A 15568-nucleotide genomic window follows, 5' to 3' on the forward strand; every position below is an offset into this window, starting at 1 on the left:
CCCACGATTGCGGCGGGTGGGGGGCTACGCCGGAGGTGACTGCAGACACCGGATCCCCGACCAACACCTAAACACCCGCTTCGCCGACTGGCGCCACGCCCTGCACACCCTCACCGGCATCACCATCGCACCCGGCTGACCAACCCTGCGACACCCGACTCCGGTGCCCAGGCAGGCCGCGATTCTCTCGCCCCGGCAACCGGCCCGGCACCACCACTTTCGAGGAGCATTGCCATGCACACGATCGCCACGGTCTCCGATACACGGCTGCGGGCGTGGGCGATCCTGGCCCGCGCCGCGCTCACCCCGGCCACCACTGCCCGCGCGCTCGCGGCCACTCGCTCGGCCGCCACCGACATCGAGGAGGCCGCCGACCGGATCGGCGCGCTCCCGGCCGGACCCGGTTCGAGGTTGTCGGTGGCCGAGCTGGCCGCCCGCGATCTCGACCGCGCCACCGACATCGGGGCGTGGTTGCTCACCCCCCACGATCCCGCTTGGACCGGACTGGGATTCGACGACCTCGACTCCCCCGACGACCGGTATCTGGACGCGCCGGTGGCGGTCTGGGTACGCGGCACCATCGACCCGGTCTCGGTGCTGACCCGCGTCGGTGTCATCGGTACGCGGGCGGTCTCGCCGCGCGGTGCCCGCATCACCGCCGAGATCGCGGGCGCGTTGGCGGTGCGGGGTGTGCACATGGTCAGCGGCGGCGCTTTCGGCGTGGACGTGCTCGCCCACCAAGCCGCCCTCGACCACGGCGCGCCGACCACGCTCGTGTCCGCGGCCGGGATCGACCGCGTCTATCCCACCGCGCACGCCGAGGTGTTCGACGCCGTCGCCGAGACCGGCGCGATCGTGTCGGAATACCCGCCGCGCGAGGGTGTCGACCGTGCGCGGTTGCTGGCGCGCAATCGACTGGTCGCGGCGATGTCGCGGCAGCTGGTGATCCCCGAGGCCGGGCTGCGCTCAGGCACCCTGTCCACCGCGCGGTGGGCGCGGCGGCTGCACCGCCCGGTGCTGGCTGTGCCCGGCCCCCTCTCGACGTCGCTTGGCTGTCACCAGCTCATCGGCGACGGCCACGCCCGCCCCGCGCACTCGGTCACCGACGTGCTCACCGCGCTCAACGAAACCGCCGACCCCGAACCCCGCCACCAGCGCGGCGACCAGCCGCGTACCGACACCGAACACGACCGGCTCGGAGCCGCACCCGTGCGCTGATCCCGCGCGAATTCATCTGTCCCTGTTGATCATCGAACTTCGAGGAGAACTGCTATGGCCGGAGACACCGTCATCACCGTGATAGGGAATCTCACGGCGGACGTAGAACTGAAATTCACGCCCGCTGGTATCGCGGTCGCGAATTTCACCGTCGCATCCACCCCGCGATATTTCGACCGCAACACCAACCAGTGGAAGGACAGCGAAGCGCTGTTCCTGCGGTGCAGCCTCTGGCGAGAGGCCGCCGAGAACGCCGCGGAGTCGCTGACCCGCGGAGCGCGTGTTCTGGTCAGCGGCCGTCTCAAGCAGCGCAGCTACCAGACCCGCGAAGGCGAGAAACGCACCGTCGTCGAGCTCGAGGTCGACGAGGTCGGTCCCTCGCTGCGCTACGCCACCGCCAAGGTCACCAAACGAAAGCCCAACCACACCAACACGAACGATAGCAGCGATCGCTCCCGCGAGCTCGTCGGCGCGGCAACCGGCAACCGCAGCGGCGACGACGATCCCTGGGCCACCACCGGTAGCGGATTCGGCGGAGGGTTCGGCGGCGGATTCGGCGGAGGCGAGGAGCCCTCGTTCTAGAAACCCGTCCCGGCCGACTCCGACCTCCGCGCGCGCCCGGCGTCAGCGGCGCTCGCGGAAGCGATCGCGCGCCCTTCTCGCATCCCGCGCGCCCCGCCCGCGTGCGCCGATCCACTGTCGAAAGGTCGACCACCGCGTGCACAATCCCGAGAACTCGACCGACACCCGCGACCACGGTGACTGGGAGCCGACCCGCTGGTACAGCGTGCTCGGCCCCGACGGGCAGCTGTGGTGCGAGTCCAGCGACCGCGCAGAGGCCGTCGCGGCCCTGCGGCCCGGTGATCGACTCGTGCGCACCTGGCAGCGGATCTGCCGCGAGTCGCAGATGCGCGAAGAACAGCCCTGAATCGAACCCACCCTCTCGACAGCGGTGGATCCACGCGAGTGGTGTGGATCCACCGCTGTCTCACCCGGACCAGGAGATCCCCAGATGAGCGAGCCAGTCCCTACCGAAGCGCCCGCGGTCACCGCGTCGACAGCGGCGGCGTCCGCGTTGATCGCGGTCGCCGAGCGCGCGCCCACGCGAGCGCGCGCCGCGATGGCTGCGGCGCTGGCCGAGTTGGCGCCCGAGGACTGGGCGTGGCTGGGGCTGCTCTACCGCGGTCACGCCCATTCACCCGACGCCGCCCTGTCCAGGGTCCTCGCCCTTGCCGCAGCCCGGCTCGGCACCGCCGACACCCAGGCTCTCGACCACCGGTCGCGCCCAGCCACCGGCGTCGAGGTGGTCGAGGTCCCGGTCGAGGTCGAGTTCCGCGGCTGGGTGCGCCGCCCGGTCCGCGAGGACTGCTACGACCTGCGCCTGTACGCCGAACCGAGCCCGGCCACCGACGCGGTGCGCACCACCAGCGAAGCGATCGCAACCCGCGCCCGCCGCCGACCGGCCCGCCACCCCGGTTTCGAGACGGTGACCGGCACCAGTACCGGCGCGCACGGCCGGTTGGTGGCCTGACCGGGGAGCGGGGTGTGCAGTGAGCGCCGATGACCCGCGTGAGACGGCCGCGATCCAGATCCGGTTCCTGCGCCATCTGCTCGACCGTCTCGATGCCCTCGCCGGTGAGGCCAGCCCGTGGGAAGGGATCCGTCGCCTGCGCCGGGTCATAGCCCGACGCCTCACCGTCATCACCGACACCGAACCGGACGAACCCGGAGCGGACGGCGCAGACAGTGGGCCTGGTCGGCTCGCGTTGATCGCGGTCGAGTTGCACCGGCTGCGCCGTACAGCGACCGGGGCCACGATCACGACCCGCGGCGGGCATTGCCACCGTGTCCACGTCCTGGCGGTCGGTCACCGTCACATCGTCGTCCGCACTCACGCCCGCCTCGGACTCGCTGCGGTGCTGGTGCCGCTGCGGTTCATCGAATCGGTGGACCCGCTCGAATCCGCCACGCAGCACTGACTTCTACCCGGCACAGCCACCGACCGCGACACGCGAGGTCGCCGCGGCACGCGCTCGCGAGACCCCCACCCAACCCGGCTCGAACTCACGCGCACTGTCGCCGGGCCTTCGCGGGGTGGGTGCACCGGCCCGGCGACAGACAGGAGGCGCAATGTCCATCGACTCACCCAATTTTCCCGCGCCCGAATACATCGCGGCACCGCTGCTCGCCGCCCACGGTCCCGAAGTCGAGTTCCTGACCGGGATCGGCGGCAATCCCCGCGTCGTCGACACCGGCGGAATGCCCGCCTTCGCGTTCGTGGCCATCGAAGCCGACGCCGGGCCGATCATCGACCCGAGCGGCACCCTCTACGTCCTGATCACCAGCATCGACGCCGGACTCGCTGCCCGGCGCAGCGACATCGACAGCTGGACCGTCGTCATCTACGACGCGACACAGTCCCACGACGAGGGCATCAGCGCCGCCGAGAACGGCACCAGCTTCACCGCCGCCTGGCAACAGGCGTGGGCGGCCATCGACCTCCCCGATGACCCGCACACCTGATGCCTGGTGCTGGGCACGTGAGCGGGCGGGTGTGGCGGTTGGTGAGGGCTGGGCGGCTGGCCGTCTGCCCCGCCTTGCTGAGTGCTACCAGGGCGTGATCCCGCCACGGCTGCGGGCCCGCGCCCGGCCGTCACCGAATTCGCCCGGCGCGCCGGCTGTCTCGTACCCGGCGGCCGAGTGATTGGGCGCAGCGAATTCAGCGCCGCCCGTTTCGGCGCGTTCCCTCCGCCGCGTCGGGCTCCCACCCTGGTCGGCCGCACTCAGGCGGGTCAGACGACCAGCCGCCCAGCCCCGTGCCGGGGTTACGTACGCGTGTGCGTGCGTCCGGCGCGGGGCCGAGCTGTTTCCAGACGACAGAACAGGAACCCAGTGATGACCGCCACGTTGAACGCACCCGAAACCACCGACTCTGTCACCGAGACCGTTACCGACGTTGTCACCGATCCCGTGCAGACCGTGTCCCCGTTCGCCGCCGCGCTCGGAGAGATCGAATACCTCCTCGACACCGATCCCGACGCCGCGCGGGAACGCTTCACCGCCGTGCTGGCTCTCGCGTCCCCGGCCGAGCGTGCCTTCCTCGATCGCGCCGCCGAGATGCTGACCCGCTCGCCGTGGAAGACCGCGGCGCGTCAGCTGGGGTGGATGGCCAAGTCCCGCCCCGAGCTGCGGTCGATGATCGTCGAGCACACCGCCGAGGGTGACCCGGGTCTGTACCGGCCCGAGCTGCCCCAGCAGTCCGAGACCTCGATCGAGGCGGCCGAATGGGTGCGTCGCTCCATCCGCGACCGCCGCTACCGCGACCGCGACACCGCCACCCCGTCTGCGGCGACCGACGCCGCCCGCTACCAGCCCGAGAAGGTCGCCGCCCGCCGCGCCCGCATCCCCGCACCCACCACCGGGCTGGTGAGCCTGCGCCACCGCGGCCGGGACCTGGCCGTCGCCGAGCGCCGCCACCGTGAATACGCGGGCTATGCGGCGCAGCGGTTGTACACGATCGACACCGCCGTCGACGACGACCGCACCCCGCCGGTTCCCGAGCCCCGGAAGAAGGCCGGGCAGCTGTGGGCGCACGTGCAGGCCGAATTGTGGGACCGCTCGTACTTCCTGCACGTCGCCGAGTGCTACACCGAAGCCGACCGCCATCTCCTCGCCCCCGAGCTGCCCGAACGCCACATCGCGCCCGAGCGCCGTCACGCCGGGCTCGAAGACGCGGCACGGGAGTTCCTGCGCGAGCACGACACCGAGCCCAAGCCTTCGGCCTGGGCGCGCGGCGCACGTGCCCGACGCACCCGCCCGCAGTTCCCGCCGCGGATCACTCCGGCCGACCAGTCCCGCTTCGCCGCCCGCAGGACCGGGCTCGCGGTCCCCAGCGACCGTGACGAGTATCTGCCCTACAGCGAACTCGACGTCCGCGAGTCCACCTGGCAGGGCTCAGGGTTGGACTACGACCTCGCTGCGATGACCCCGTATCTCGGGTGGCCGTGCGTGGGCTGCTGGATCGACCGGCCCTCCGGCGACCGCCGCCCCTTCCACACCCGCCACGGAGTGATCGTCAGCGACGACGGGCTCTGCGATGTCTGCCGCGCCGACGGCCACCCCGGCATCCCCGCCCTGCCCGCCGGGTTCGAGATGCAGACCTTCGTCGAATCCCGCTGCGCCTACATCGCCGCCGCTCATCCCGCCCAGGTGCGCGCGTTGCTGGATCGGGTGCGGGCCGCCGCGGCGAACACCGGACCGACCTGGCGGCTGATCACCCGGTGGATGGCGACGAACCTCGAACAGCCCGAACGCGCACCCCGTCCTACCGCCGCGCGACGGCCGCGCCGGGGCGGGTCCGCGCTCGGTGCCGGGCAGCGCATCGGACGCTGCGACGCCTGCGCCCGAAACGGCATCGTCCACGCCGACAACTACTGCACCGACTGCCGCATCGGCCTCGGACTCGTACCCGCCACCCGCCGCACCGCAGCGGTGGCCTGACCCGCCCCTGCTCGGTTTCCTCCCGTTCGCCGGTCCGCCGCGGTGTCGACCCCTGCGGCGGACCGGTCCACCACTCCCGATCCGACAGGAGCACCCACCGTGCATCGACTCCCGAACCGAGCGCGCCGCGCCCTGGCGGCGCTGCGCGACGCCCCGCTCGCACCCCGCCGCCCGACCGAGGTCCGGGTGCGGGTCTACCTCAACACCGACCCGACCGTCCTGCTGACCGGGTACCGGCCCGACGCATCCGTGATGCTGGCCTACACCTACACACTGAGCGTCGACCCGGCCGCCGACACCGACCAGGCTCTGCTCGAGCGCGTCTTCGCCGCCTTCAACGACCACCCCGAACACGACGACGACCAGATCCACACCGACACCTGGTACGGCATGCGACTCCGGTCACTGTCGGTCGGCGACGTCGTCGGACTCGACGACCGCCACTACACGTGTCAGTCCCGCGGATGGACCCGCGTCCCCGCCCCACCGGGCTGACCGGCACCGCGCCGCGACCGTCCGTTCCCGCTCGCGATGCACGGACCGAGGGACCGCACCCGCCATTCGACCACCCTGACCGGAAGGACCACTACGCCATGACTCATCCCGCGCCGCCGAGTGACCCCGCGCACCTCACGATCACCGAGCTGCACCAGACCCTGGCCACCGGCCGCTCGGTCGTGGTGTCGATGCGCGCCGCCGCCGGACACGCGCACCTGATCGAGTGGGCACGCCGCCACGACCTGTTCGTGCCCATCGATCGCACCAGCAGTTGGGGCAACCCCTTCGTCCTCGGACGCGACGGCAACCGCGACGACGTGCTCGCCGCTCACGCCCGCCACCTCGCCGACCAACCCGACCTCCTCGCCCGCCTGCGTCGCGGCGAACTCGCCCGCCGGGTGCTCGGCTGCTGGTGCGCGCCCAAACCCTGCCACGGCCACACCCTCACCGCCCTGACCCTCGATCCCGCCCTCGACCCGCTCGCGGCGGTCCGGACCCGGCAGCACCGGTGAGCGTGCCCGCCCGACCGTCGGGCACCCGACAGCTGTGATCACGGTAGGAACCGGGTCACCCGTTCCGGTTCCTACCCGCCCCAGTCCCTACGCACTCACCGATCACCCGCACACCGCTTCCCAATCCGTCCCCAGCCATCCACAAGCCCACCTGACCATCCACCTCCCACCATCCATACACTCATCCACCCCCTTCATCCCCATTCTTTTTGTCAAGCACACCTCTTGCATCCAGGACCCTCCACCAGCAGATTTCGATAACGATCCGGTCTCATCCTGGGATTTTTCGTAAACAGCCGAAATCTGCATAACCTGGGTCGCTCGACTTTCGTCGAGCCGGGGCGCTCGATGGATTTATGACCGCGACGATCCATAAAGTCGTCGCAGGCAATGGCTACCAGTATTACCTGCGAAATATAGCCGCGAACGATATCAACTCCCGCGGCCGATCCCCGCTGTCCGATTATTACTCCGCCCACGGCGAGTCTCCTGGCGTGTGGAGCGGTAGCGGGTTGACCTCTCTCGGCATCGATGCGGGCGCGGAAGTGACCGAGTCGCAGATGAAGTCCCTGTTCGGACTGGGCCGCCATCCCGACGCCGAACTGATCGAAGAAACCGTCTTCTACCGCGCGTCCGCGGCCGGTTCGACACCGAAACAGGCCAGCGACGCGGCCGATAAAGCGTCGCGTTTGGGTAATCCATTTCGCGTTTACGCACCGAATTCCGATTTTCGTAAACGGTGCGGGCGAGCGTATGCCGCACACAATATCGCGCACGAGAGACCGGCCGGCGCTCCACTTTCGGAGTCGGATCGCAGGCGAATCCGCACGCATGTCGCGTTCGATATGTTCACCGACGAGTACCAACGGCCACCACTGAACGCACGTGAGTTGTCGGGATGGATCGCGAAAAACTCACGCCCACCATCGACCGCGGTCGCCGGTTTCGACATAACTTTTTCTCCGGTGAAGTCGGTGTCGGCGCTGTGGGCGGTGGCGCCGCTGTCGGTGTCGGCGAAGGTCGAGGCCGCCCACCGCGCCGCGGTGGCGGATGCATTGCGGTGGTTGGAGCGCCACGGCATCTACACCCGACTGGGTCGCAACGGCGTCCGACAGGTCGACGTCGAGGGCATCGTCGCCGCGTGCTTTTTTCACAGGGATTCACGTGCCGGTGACCCTGATCTGCACACACACGTTTTGATCGCCAACCGTTGCCGCACCCCGGACGGCCGCTGGCGGACCCTGGACGGCGCCGCACTGTACCGGGTGGTGGTCACGGTCAGCGAGATCTACAACACCCGCCTCGAGCATCATTGCGAACGGCTGGTGGGTGTGGAGTTCGGCGAGCGGGCCGGGACCGACCCGGGCAAGCGCCCGATCCGCGAGATCGTCGGAATTCCACTGCGGTTGCTCGAGGCGTGGTCGCGGCGCGAAACCGCGATCCGGGCCCGCGTCGGTGAGCTGGCTGCGGTGTTCCAACAGGCTCACGGTCGCGAGCCGACCCCGATCGAGATCCGTGATCTGGCCCAACAAGCGACCCTGGAAACCCGGCCCGCGAAACACCTGTTGCGGTCGTTCGCGCAGCAACGGCGCAGTTGGCGCGAGGAGGCTGTCGCGCTGCTCGGCGGCCGGGGCGCGGTCGCGGCGATGGTGTCGGCGGCGCTGAATCCGGTGCGCTCGCCGCGGGTCAACGTGACGCGGGAGTGGATCGCGCGGACAGCGGATCGGGTTCTCGAGACCGTCGCGGAGCAGCGTTCGACCTGGCGTTCGGCGAACGTGCGCGCCGAGGTCGAACGCCAGATCCGCGGCAGAATCACCAGTGACCAGTGGGAGCGGGTCAGCGGGGCCGTGCTGGATGCGGCGCTGGATCCGGCGCGGTCGATACCGATGGGCGATCCCGATATCGCCGACGAGCCCGAACTCGCCACAGTCCCCAAGTCCCTGGCGCGCCGCGACTTCTCCAGCGTCTACACCCCGGCCGGCGCCCGGATCTACACGTCCACCCGAATCCTGGCCGCCGAGGACGCACTCATCGCACTATCGGTGGAGCCCGGCGCCCGCGTGCTGGAGTCCGCGGTGGTAGCCGCGGCGATTGGTGACTACGACACCGCGAATCCGGATCGACGGTTGAATGCCGGGCAGCGCAGCGTGATCGAAGGATTCGCCAGCTCCGGGCTGCGCGTGCACACCGCCAACGCGCCCGCCGGCACCGGCAAGACCACTGGCATGGCCGTGCTGACCACCGCCTGGACACGCAGTGGTGGGACGGTGCTCGGGCTCGCGCCCACCGCCAACGCCGCCGCGGTTCTCGGCGAATCCATCGGCGCGCGCTGCGAGACCGTCGACAAACTCCTCACCGTCATCGACCTCCACACCCCCGGCCGACACGAGGTTCGCGAGGGTGAGCATCCGCCGCCGCTGCCGCAGTGGGTCCTCGACATCAATACCGACACGCTCGTGGTCGTCGACGAACACGTCAAGATCGGCACCCTCAAACGCCTGAAACTGCTCCAATTCCTCGCCGATCGCGGTGCGACGATCCGCTGCCTGGGCGATGATCGCCAGCTTGCCGCGATCGAGGCTGGTGGCGTCGATGCCGACATGACCGCTGCGGCACCGGAGTCTTCGCTCACGCTCACCCACGTCGTGCGGTTTGCCTCCACGGCCGAGGCGTCGGCGAGTTTGATGCTGCGCGAGGGCGATCCCGCCGCGCTGGGCTGGTATCTGGACAACGGCCGAATCCACGGCGGACACACCGGCTCGACCCACGACGACGCCTACACCGCCTGGGCAGCCGACCACGCGGCGGGGCGTAGCGCGATCATGTTGGCCGCCAACCACGACACCGTCACCGCGCTCAACGAACGCGCCCGCGCCGACAGAATCGCCCGCGAGGGCGGCCTCGACGGCCCCGAAGTGGCGCTCGCCGACGGCACCGCCGCCTCGGTCGGCGACACGATCCGCACCCTCCAGAACGCGCCGAAACTGCGCTTCAGTGCACGGGATTGGGTGCGCAACGGCTACGCGTGGACCGTCGAAGCTGTCCACCCTGATGGCAGTGTCACCGCCCGACACCACAGTGACACCGGCGCGCATGTGCGGTTACCGGCCGACTACGTCGCACACAATGTGCGTCTCGGGTACGCGGCGACGATCGATTCCGCGCAAGGAATCACCACCGCCGCCTGTCATGTCGCGCTCACCGGCAGCGAAACCCGACAGCAGTTCTACGTCGCGATGACCCGCGGCACCCACGCCAACCACGCCTACATTCCTTCCGCGCTCAGCGGCGAGGAAGGCTCCTTCTACAGCGAGGACGCGGTATTCCCGCACACCGCGGTCGAGAACCTGGTGCGGGTTCTGGGCCGTGACGGCGCGCAGAAGTCGGCGCATACCCAGCTGCGTGACGCGCTCGATCCGCACCGGCGCATCGGTCGCGCGCTCGACATCTACGTCGATGTCCTCGGCCTGGCCGCCGAACACACCCTCGGCGAGCCCGCCCTCACACGCCTCGATGCCGCCGCTGAACGACTGCATCCCGGGCTCACCGGCAGTCCCGCTTACCCGACTCTGCGCCAACACCTCGCCACCCTCGCCGTCAGCGGCACCGATCCCGTGAACGCCTTACGCGACGCGATCGATGAGCGCGAACTCGACACCGCCGGCGACCCCGCCGCGGTCCTGGACTGGCGTCTGGACCCGAGTGGTGCGCACTCCACCGGGACGGGGCCGTTCCCGTGGACACCCGCGATACCACCCGGACTCGATACCAGCACCACCCAGGTTGACGCTCGCGCGCGTGTTCTGGCCGAACTCGCCGCACAGATCCGGGCCGCGACCACGCAATGGACACCGCTGACCGCGCCCGTCTGGGCGCGTCCACTGCTCGGCACCGACCCCGCATTGTTGGCCGAGCTGGCGGTCTGGCGGGCGAGCTTGCACTCCGACGACACCGATATCCGCCCGACCGGTCCGCGCCGCTACCCCGTGCGTGAACGCGACCACCAAGACGTCCTCGACCATCGCGTCGAAACCGCGCTCGGCGACCCGGCACGCCCGGTCAATCGGTGGGCCGAGACCGTGCACGGAATCGAGCCGCGAATTCTCGCCGACCCGTATTGGCCCGCGATCGCCGAACGCATCGACCTCGCCGCCCGCGCAGGCATCGACATAACCGAACGACTCCACACCGCCGCCGCCCTACGACCACTACCGGATGAGATGCCCGCCGCCGCACTGTGGGCGCGCCTGGAACTCGACGCCTCTGCACTCGACGCCCGTGACCACAACCTGCGCCCGGACTGGCTCACCGACCTCACCGACGTCCTCGGCGCCGACACCGCCGACCGGGTCGTCGACGACCCGGCCTGGCCTCGGGTCGTGGCCGCGGTCGACCGCGCCAGCCGCACGTCATGGACACCTCACCAAATCCTTGCGACCGCGCACGAGCTGCTGCTTGCCGCCACCCCTGACGACGGCACCGGCCTGCGCCCCGACCAGATCGCCGCCGCTCTCGCCTGGCGCATCGACGCACTCCTACACCACACACCCACCACCCCACACACCGAAACCACAGCACCCATGAGCGAAAACACCACCACCCAATCCCCCGCACCGACCGCCCGCGAGCATCCACCCGATATCGAACCGCCCGACAGCCAACACGAAAAAACCGCACCCGCACCGGTACCGGTGTCGTCCACTCCGGCGAACCTCGTCGCCTCCGGTTTCGATCCGGAGCTCGCTGCCATCGCGCAGCTGTATCGCGAAGGCCGAATCCGTGCGGCGGTGCACCGTTTCCGGCAGTTCGAGAACCAGCTCACCGACGAGCAGCGTTGGGTGATCAGCGCGGTCACCGACACTCTCTACCGCTACGCCTTCCCCGTCGCCACCGCTCGCCTACGCCACGCCGGGCAGCAATTTCCCCAACATCGGGCACTCATCGACGCCTGCACCCCGGCCACCGATCCCGGTGTTCACGACGACCGACCCGACCGGAAACCGCCATCACCGGTCTTCGATCGCGCACGCCGTCACCAAGCGCCTCGTGACCACCTCACCCAACACGACCGTGACCTCGTCCGCGACCCGCTGCCCGACCCGCAGGTCCGTGCCCGCCGACACGAGCAGGACTACCACGACACCCGCGCCGGAATCGACGATCAACCCTGGGCGCGTCCTGATGCGCACGAGGTCCGTGGTCTCACCGACGACCCCGCACTCCCCGACTCCCACCTGCCACCGCTACCACGGCAAGCAACCCCGACGCCTCGCGAAGCCGACCTCGCCGGGCGCAGCTACCGCCGCGACGAAGCCAAAGATCCCACCCCCGCCGCGTACTCACTCGACTACGACAAAGCCGCCACCCATCGCGCCCGCGGCCTGGAATGCGTCGCGTGCAGCATCGAACGCCGCCCGCGCGACGCGACACCGGTGCCGCCGCGGCGCTCCGACGACGGACTCTGCGGAGAATGCCGCGACAACGGCGAACCCGGGATCCCCGATCACGACCCCGCCCAGCACATGACTGCGCGCGCCGACCACCTCGCGGCCGCCAAACCCCTTCCCGCCGTGCACGCCATCCTGCGCCGAGACTGGAAAGCCGCCACCGACCCCGGACGACGCGCCCAGATCGAAGCCTGGATCCGCACTCACCCCGCGCCGAGCGGCGAAGTCGAGCACCAGCCCCCGATCACCGATCCGCTGTTCGCGCTCACCGACGCTCAACTCGCGGACCGGTTGACCGATCTGTACCAGCAGCTCACGCTCACCGACACCTACGCCGCCGCCTACGCGCCGGCATCGCCCGAACAATCCGACAGCGTCAATATCGATGAGCTGCTCCTGCGCCACCGCGACGCACAAACCGCGATCCTCGCAGCACTCGATGCCAAACACCGTCTAGACGAAGCGACTCGCGCACTGCACGCCACCCGTTCCGAGCTCGCGACCCACCGCCAACGCCTCGACACCACCCCCACCCACAAACGCCACGTGCGCCATGTCCTGCGTACCCGCATCAACGAACTCATCCGCCAGCAAGCCGACCACGAACGCGCCCACACCCGCGCCCGCAGCGACGCTCGAGAAGTCCACCGCGACGCGGTCAACCGCGCCGGAACACCCGACAAATGGGACGACGTCTTGAACACGAGCCCCGACGACATCACGACCCGGAACAGCCACCCCGGTCGCCAGCAAGCCACCGCCGACGCGACCGCCGCCCAGTTAGCCGCCGACACCCGCAGCGAGATCGACCGCATCCGCACCGAGCAACACCGCCGAGCCGATCTCACCGCGGCCCAGACACATCGCGAACACGCATTACGCCTCACCGACGAGCTCCACGCCCCACTTGACCACACAGGACTGGACCAGCCCGATCTCAGCGACTCGCCGGAGCCCGACATCGGAGTCTGAGATCGGCTTTCGGACGGGTGGTTCTGCCCGTAGTTGTTTCGGACAGCTTCCCTCCGGCATCCGGCAACACGGTCGTGGTTCTGCGACGATAACGAGCGGCACCGCTCGACAGGCGAACAGGATCGAAGGTCTACAAAGGTGTAGGTTCTCGAAATCCGTGGCGGACCACCATCTGACTGACCTGACCATTTCCAGCTTGTCTCACGTCGTGGCGGGCGTTGCCAGTCTCAATTCGGTGGCATTTCCTCATGCTTCGTCCGTCGTCACGACATAGCGCCGCGAACCGCACCACCTCCGCCGGCTGATCACTCGACAAGCGGCATGACAGTGCGCTATACGGCTGCGACCCGCCTCGGCGGCGATGGAAGCTGTCAATGGCCAGTTGGGTCTCCCCGCGTGTGAGGTCCGGAGAGATGCTTGACGGTCCGTTCCTGGGACATGGTTGACGGTGTCTCGGGAGATATTTGACGGTTCCAGGTGATGGTTGACGTCAGCGGGATCCGGCGATGTAGCGGGTGACCTGTCCGCCTTTGCGGGGGTGGGTGGAGATCTCGACTTCTCCGTCGAGGACGCGGAAGCAGGTTTCCTCGATGACCACGGTGACGGTCTTGCCGGCGTGCGCGATTCCGGGCCGGAGTTTCTGGCCGGCGACCTGGAATGTTCCGTCGGCGCCGATCCGGCGAACGGCCTGGCGGGGCCGTGAGGGAGGTGGAGGTAGGGGTGTCGTGGATGTTCGGGCGCCGGTGAGTTTCGAACGTCGTTCGTGCGGGATCGGGGCGGGCAGGGTCTTGACCAGCAGTCCTGCGTGGATGACATACATCATGCCGCCGTCGAAGCGCAGGGTGACGTGCTTGCCAATCAGTTCCGGTCCGAGGGCGACCGGTGAGGTGCCGAGGGAAACCACGCCGTCCTTGCTGGCTTTGCGGTCTACCTCGACGACGGCCGTGGGCGCCAGCGGCCGATCGGCGCTGATGCCGCCGCGAGGTTCGGGCCCGCCGATCCGGCCGCCGCGCATGATCAGGTGTTGCAGATCGGCGTCGGTGAAGCTCATCGCCCGGGTCCGGATCAGTTGTCCGTCGAGCAGGACGTGGACAGAGTGGTGCGAAACCCACGCGGTGACGGTGCGTCCGACCAGGGTTGGGCTGAACTTCAGGCTTCGGTTCCGCGGCAACGTGACGTGTCGACTGGGGCGGATCACGGCCTCGAATTCCACGGCCTGCAGCGGAACGTTGTCCTCGGACGAGCCCGGCGGAGGGAGCATCGGCAACCGCATGGCCTCCACCGTTTCCGCGGCCGGTTCGACCGGGGGCGCGACCGAGCCCCGGGCAGCGGCGGCCGGCAGAGCATGCGGGCGGAAGACTTGAGCGGGGGTGGCCATCTCGAGGGACTGGTGGGGCCGGGTGTGGTTATAGGCGTGAACCCAGGCGTCGATTGCCGCTTGCGCGGCGGCAGGATCGGCGAACGGTCCGGAATGGTCGAGCATTTCGCGGCGCAGCGTCTTGTGGAATCGTTCGATCTTGCCCGTCGTGGTTGGGGATCGGGGTTTGGTCAGACGCTGGAAGATGCCGTTCTCGCGGCATACCCGCTCGAACATGACCTCGGTCGGAAGCGGTTTGGAGTAGCGGCCGGTGAACTGCTTGCCGTTGTCGGTCAGGACCTCGGACGGGACGCCGACGCGGCGCATCGCGTCGATGAATGCCTGGCATACCGCCCGTCCGGACGGCTGCACCAGCACCGTCGCGATCACGATGAAACGTGAGCAGTCGTCGATTCCGGTGACCAGTTTGCACTCGCGCCCGTCGGCGAGGAACACCCCGCCCATGATGTCCATCTGCCACAACTGCATCGGCGCATCACGCTGCCACCGCTTATAGACGCGGCGGTGGATCTGCACCTGGCGGTCGACCAGGCCATTACGCACCAGGATCCGGTGCACCGTCGACCGGCCCGGTGGGTCCGAGACTCCGCGGGCTGCCAGCTCATGGGCGATCCGGCGCGCACCCCATTTCGGATACGTCTGCCGCAGCTGGCAAATCGCGATTTCCACGTCGACCGGAACACGCGACGGCGAAGTGTGAGGCCGCCGCGACCGATCCTTCAACCCCTCCCGGCCGCCTTCCCGGAACCGCCGCAACCAGGCATGCACCGACTGCCGCGACGTCCCATACCGGCGGGCGACCTCAGCGACCGGCGATCCATCCAGCACTTCCACCACGGCCCGGAACCGGTGCTCCACCATCCAGTCGCCGTCAGCGACTCCAACACGTTCATCCTGCGTCTCGACCACGGCCATACACGATGACGCAGATCCGTCACGAATGTGGTTGAACCGTAAGAAATCTCCCGCGACCGTCAACCAACACCCGAGACACCGGCGTCAAGCAAGTCCTGGGACTTTACAGACAGGAAGCAGGGCCGTGC

Annotated in this window: 11 protein-coding genes; 10 read left to right on the top strand and 1 reads right to left on the bottom strand. The window is 69.2% G+C overall.

Annotated elements, in window-relative coordinates; genetic code table 11:
* Nucleotides 1-234: 234 nt before the first annotated feature.
* The 10 genes from ABZ824_RS33005 (at nucleotide 235) to mobF (ending at nucleotide 13147) form a co-directional block, all read left to right on the top strand.
* Nucleotides 235-1218, top strand: coding sequence for a DNA-processing protein DprA (locus ABZ824_RS33005; RefSeq protein WP_280185883.1), 984 nt, complete (start codon nucleotides 235-237; stop codon nucleotides 1216-1218).
* Between the two features lie 54 nt (nucleotides 1219-1272).
* Nucleotides 1273-1800 (top strand): single-stranded DNA-binding protein, encoded by a 528-nt coding sequence (locus tag ABZ824_RS33010; protein ID WP_280185884.1) that lies wholly within the window; start codon nucleotides 1273-1275, stop codon nucleotides 1798-1800.
* Nucleotides 1801-1936: 136 nt separating this feature from the next.
* Nucleotides 1937-2146: a hypothetical protein gene (locus ABZ824_RS33015; protein ID WP_356967981.1), complete on the top strand. Its 210-nt coding sequence runs from the start codon at nucleotides 1937-1939 to the stop codon at nucleotides 2144-2146.
* A gap of 84 nt (nucleotides 2147-2230) precedes the next feature.
* Complete coding sequence (locus ABZ824_RS33020) at nucleotides 2231-2749, top strand: hypothetical protein (RefSeq protein WP_356967983.1); 519 nt, start codon at nucleotides 2231-2233, stop codon at nucleotides 2747-2749.
* Between the two features lie 19 nt (nucleotides 2750-2768).
* Nucleotides 2769-3197 (top strand): hypothetical protein, encoded by a 429-nt coding sequence (locus tag ABZ824_RS33025; RefSeq protein WP_356967985.1) that lies wholly within the window; start codon nucleotides 2769-2771, stop codon nucleotides 3195-3197.
* A 151-nt stretch (nucleotides 3198-3348) separates the two neighbouring features.
* Nucleotides 3349-3741: a hypothetical protein gene (locus tag ABZ824_RS33030; RefSeq protein WP_356967986.1), complete on the top strand. Its 393-nt coding sequence runs from the start codon at nucleotides 3349-3351 to the stop codon at nucleotides 3739-3741.
* Nucleotides 3742-4113: 372 nt separating this feature from the next.
* On the top strand, nucleotides 4114-5718 hold the full coding sequence (locus tag ABZ824_RS33035; protein WP_356967988.1) for a hypothetical protein: 1605 nt from the start codon (nucleotides 4114-4116) through the stop codon (nucleotides 5716-5718).
* 99 nt (nucleotides 5719-5817) lie between these two features.
* Nucleotides 5818-6213: a hypothetical protein gene (locus tag ABZ824_RS33040; RefSeq protein ID WP_356967990.1), complete on the top strand. Its 396-nt coding sequence runs from the start codon at nucleotides 5818-5820 to the stop codon at nucleotides 6211-6213.
* A gap of 98 nt (nucleotides 6214-6311) precedes the next feature.
* Nucleotides 6312-6728 carry a DUF4326 domain-containing protein gene (locus ABZ824_RS33045; RefSeq protein ID WP_356967992.1) on the top strand — a complete coding sequence of 139 codons (417 nt, stop codon included), beginning with the start codon at nucleotides 6312-6314 and terminating at the stop codon, nucleotides 6726-6728.
* A gap of 356 nt (nucleotides 6729-7084) precedes the next feature.
* Entirely contained in the window at nucleotides 7085-13147 is a 6063-nt protein-coding gene (gene mobF, locus ABZ824_RS33050; protein WP_356967994.1) for a MobF family relaxase, read from the top strand.
* A 490-nt stretch (nucleotides 13148-13637) separates the two neighbouring features.
* Here mobF and ABZ824_RS33055 read toward each other — a convergent pair whose 3' ends face one another.
* Nucleotides 13638-15440 carry an IS481 family transposase gene (locus tag ABZ824_RS33055; RefSeq protein WP_356967996.1) on the bottom strand — a complete coding sequence of 601 codons (1803 nt, stop codon included), beginning with the start codon at nucleotides 15438-15440 and terminating at the stop codon, nucleotides 13638-13640.
* Nucleotides 15441-15568 lie beyond the last annotated feature (128 nt).

The sequence above is a fragment of the Nocardia sp. NPDC047038 genome, assembly GCF_040644075.1.
Taxonomy (GTDB): Bacteria; Actinomycetota; Actinomycetes; order Mycobacteriales; family Mycobacteriaceae; genus Nocardia; species Nocardia sichangensis.

Coding starts and splice junctions, on each gene's coding strand:
- ABZ824_RS33005 (WP_280185883.1), top strand. CDS start 235: ATGCACACGATCGCCACGGTCTCCGATACACGGCTGCGGGCGTGGGCG.
- ABZ824_RS33010 (WP_280185884.1), top strand. CDS start 1,273: ATGGCCGGAGACACCGTCATCACCGTGATAGGGAATCTCACGGCGGAC.
- ABZ824_RS33020 (WP_356967983.1), top strand. CDS start 2,231: ATGAGCGAGCCAGTCCCTACCGAAGCGCCCGCGGTCACCGCGTCGACA.
- ABZ824_RS33030 (WP_356967986.1), top strand. CDS start 3,349: ATGTCCATCGACTCACCCAATTTTCCCGCGCCCGAATACATCGCGGCA.
- ABZ824_RS33035 (WP_356967988.1), top strand. CDS start 4,114: ATGACCGCCACGTTGAACGCACCCGAAACCACCGACTCTGTCACCGAG.
- ABZ824_RS33045 (WP_356967992.1), top strand. CDS start 6,312: ATGACTCATCCCGCGCCGCCGAGTGACCCCGCGCACCTCACGATCACC.
- mobF (WP_356967994.1), top strand. CDS start 7,085: ATGACCGCGACGATCCATAAAGTCGTCGCAGGCAATGGCTACCAGTAT.
- ABZ824_RS33055 (WP_356967996.1), bottom strand. CDS start 15,440: ATGGCCGTGGTCGAGACGCAGGATGAACGTGTTGGAGTCGCTGACGGC.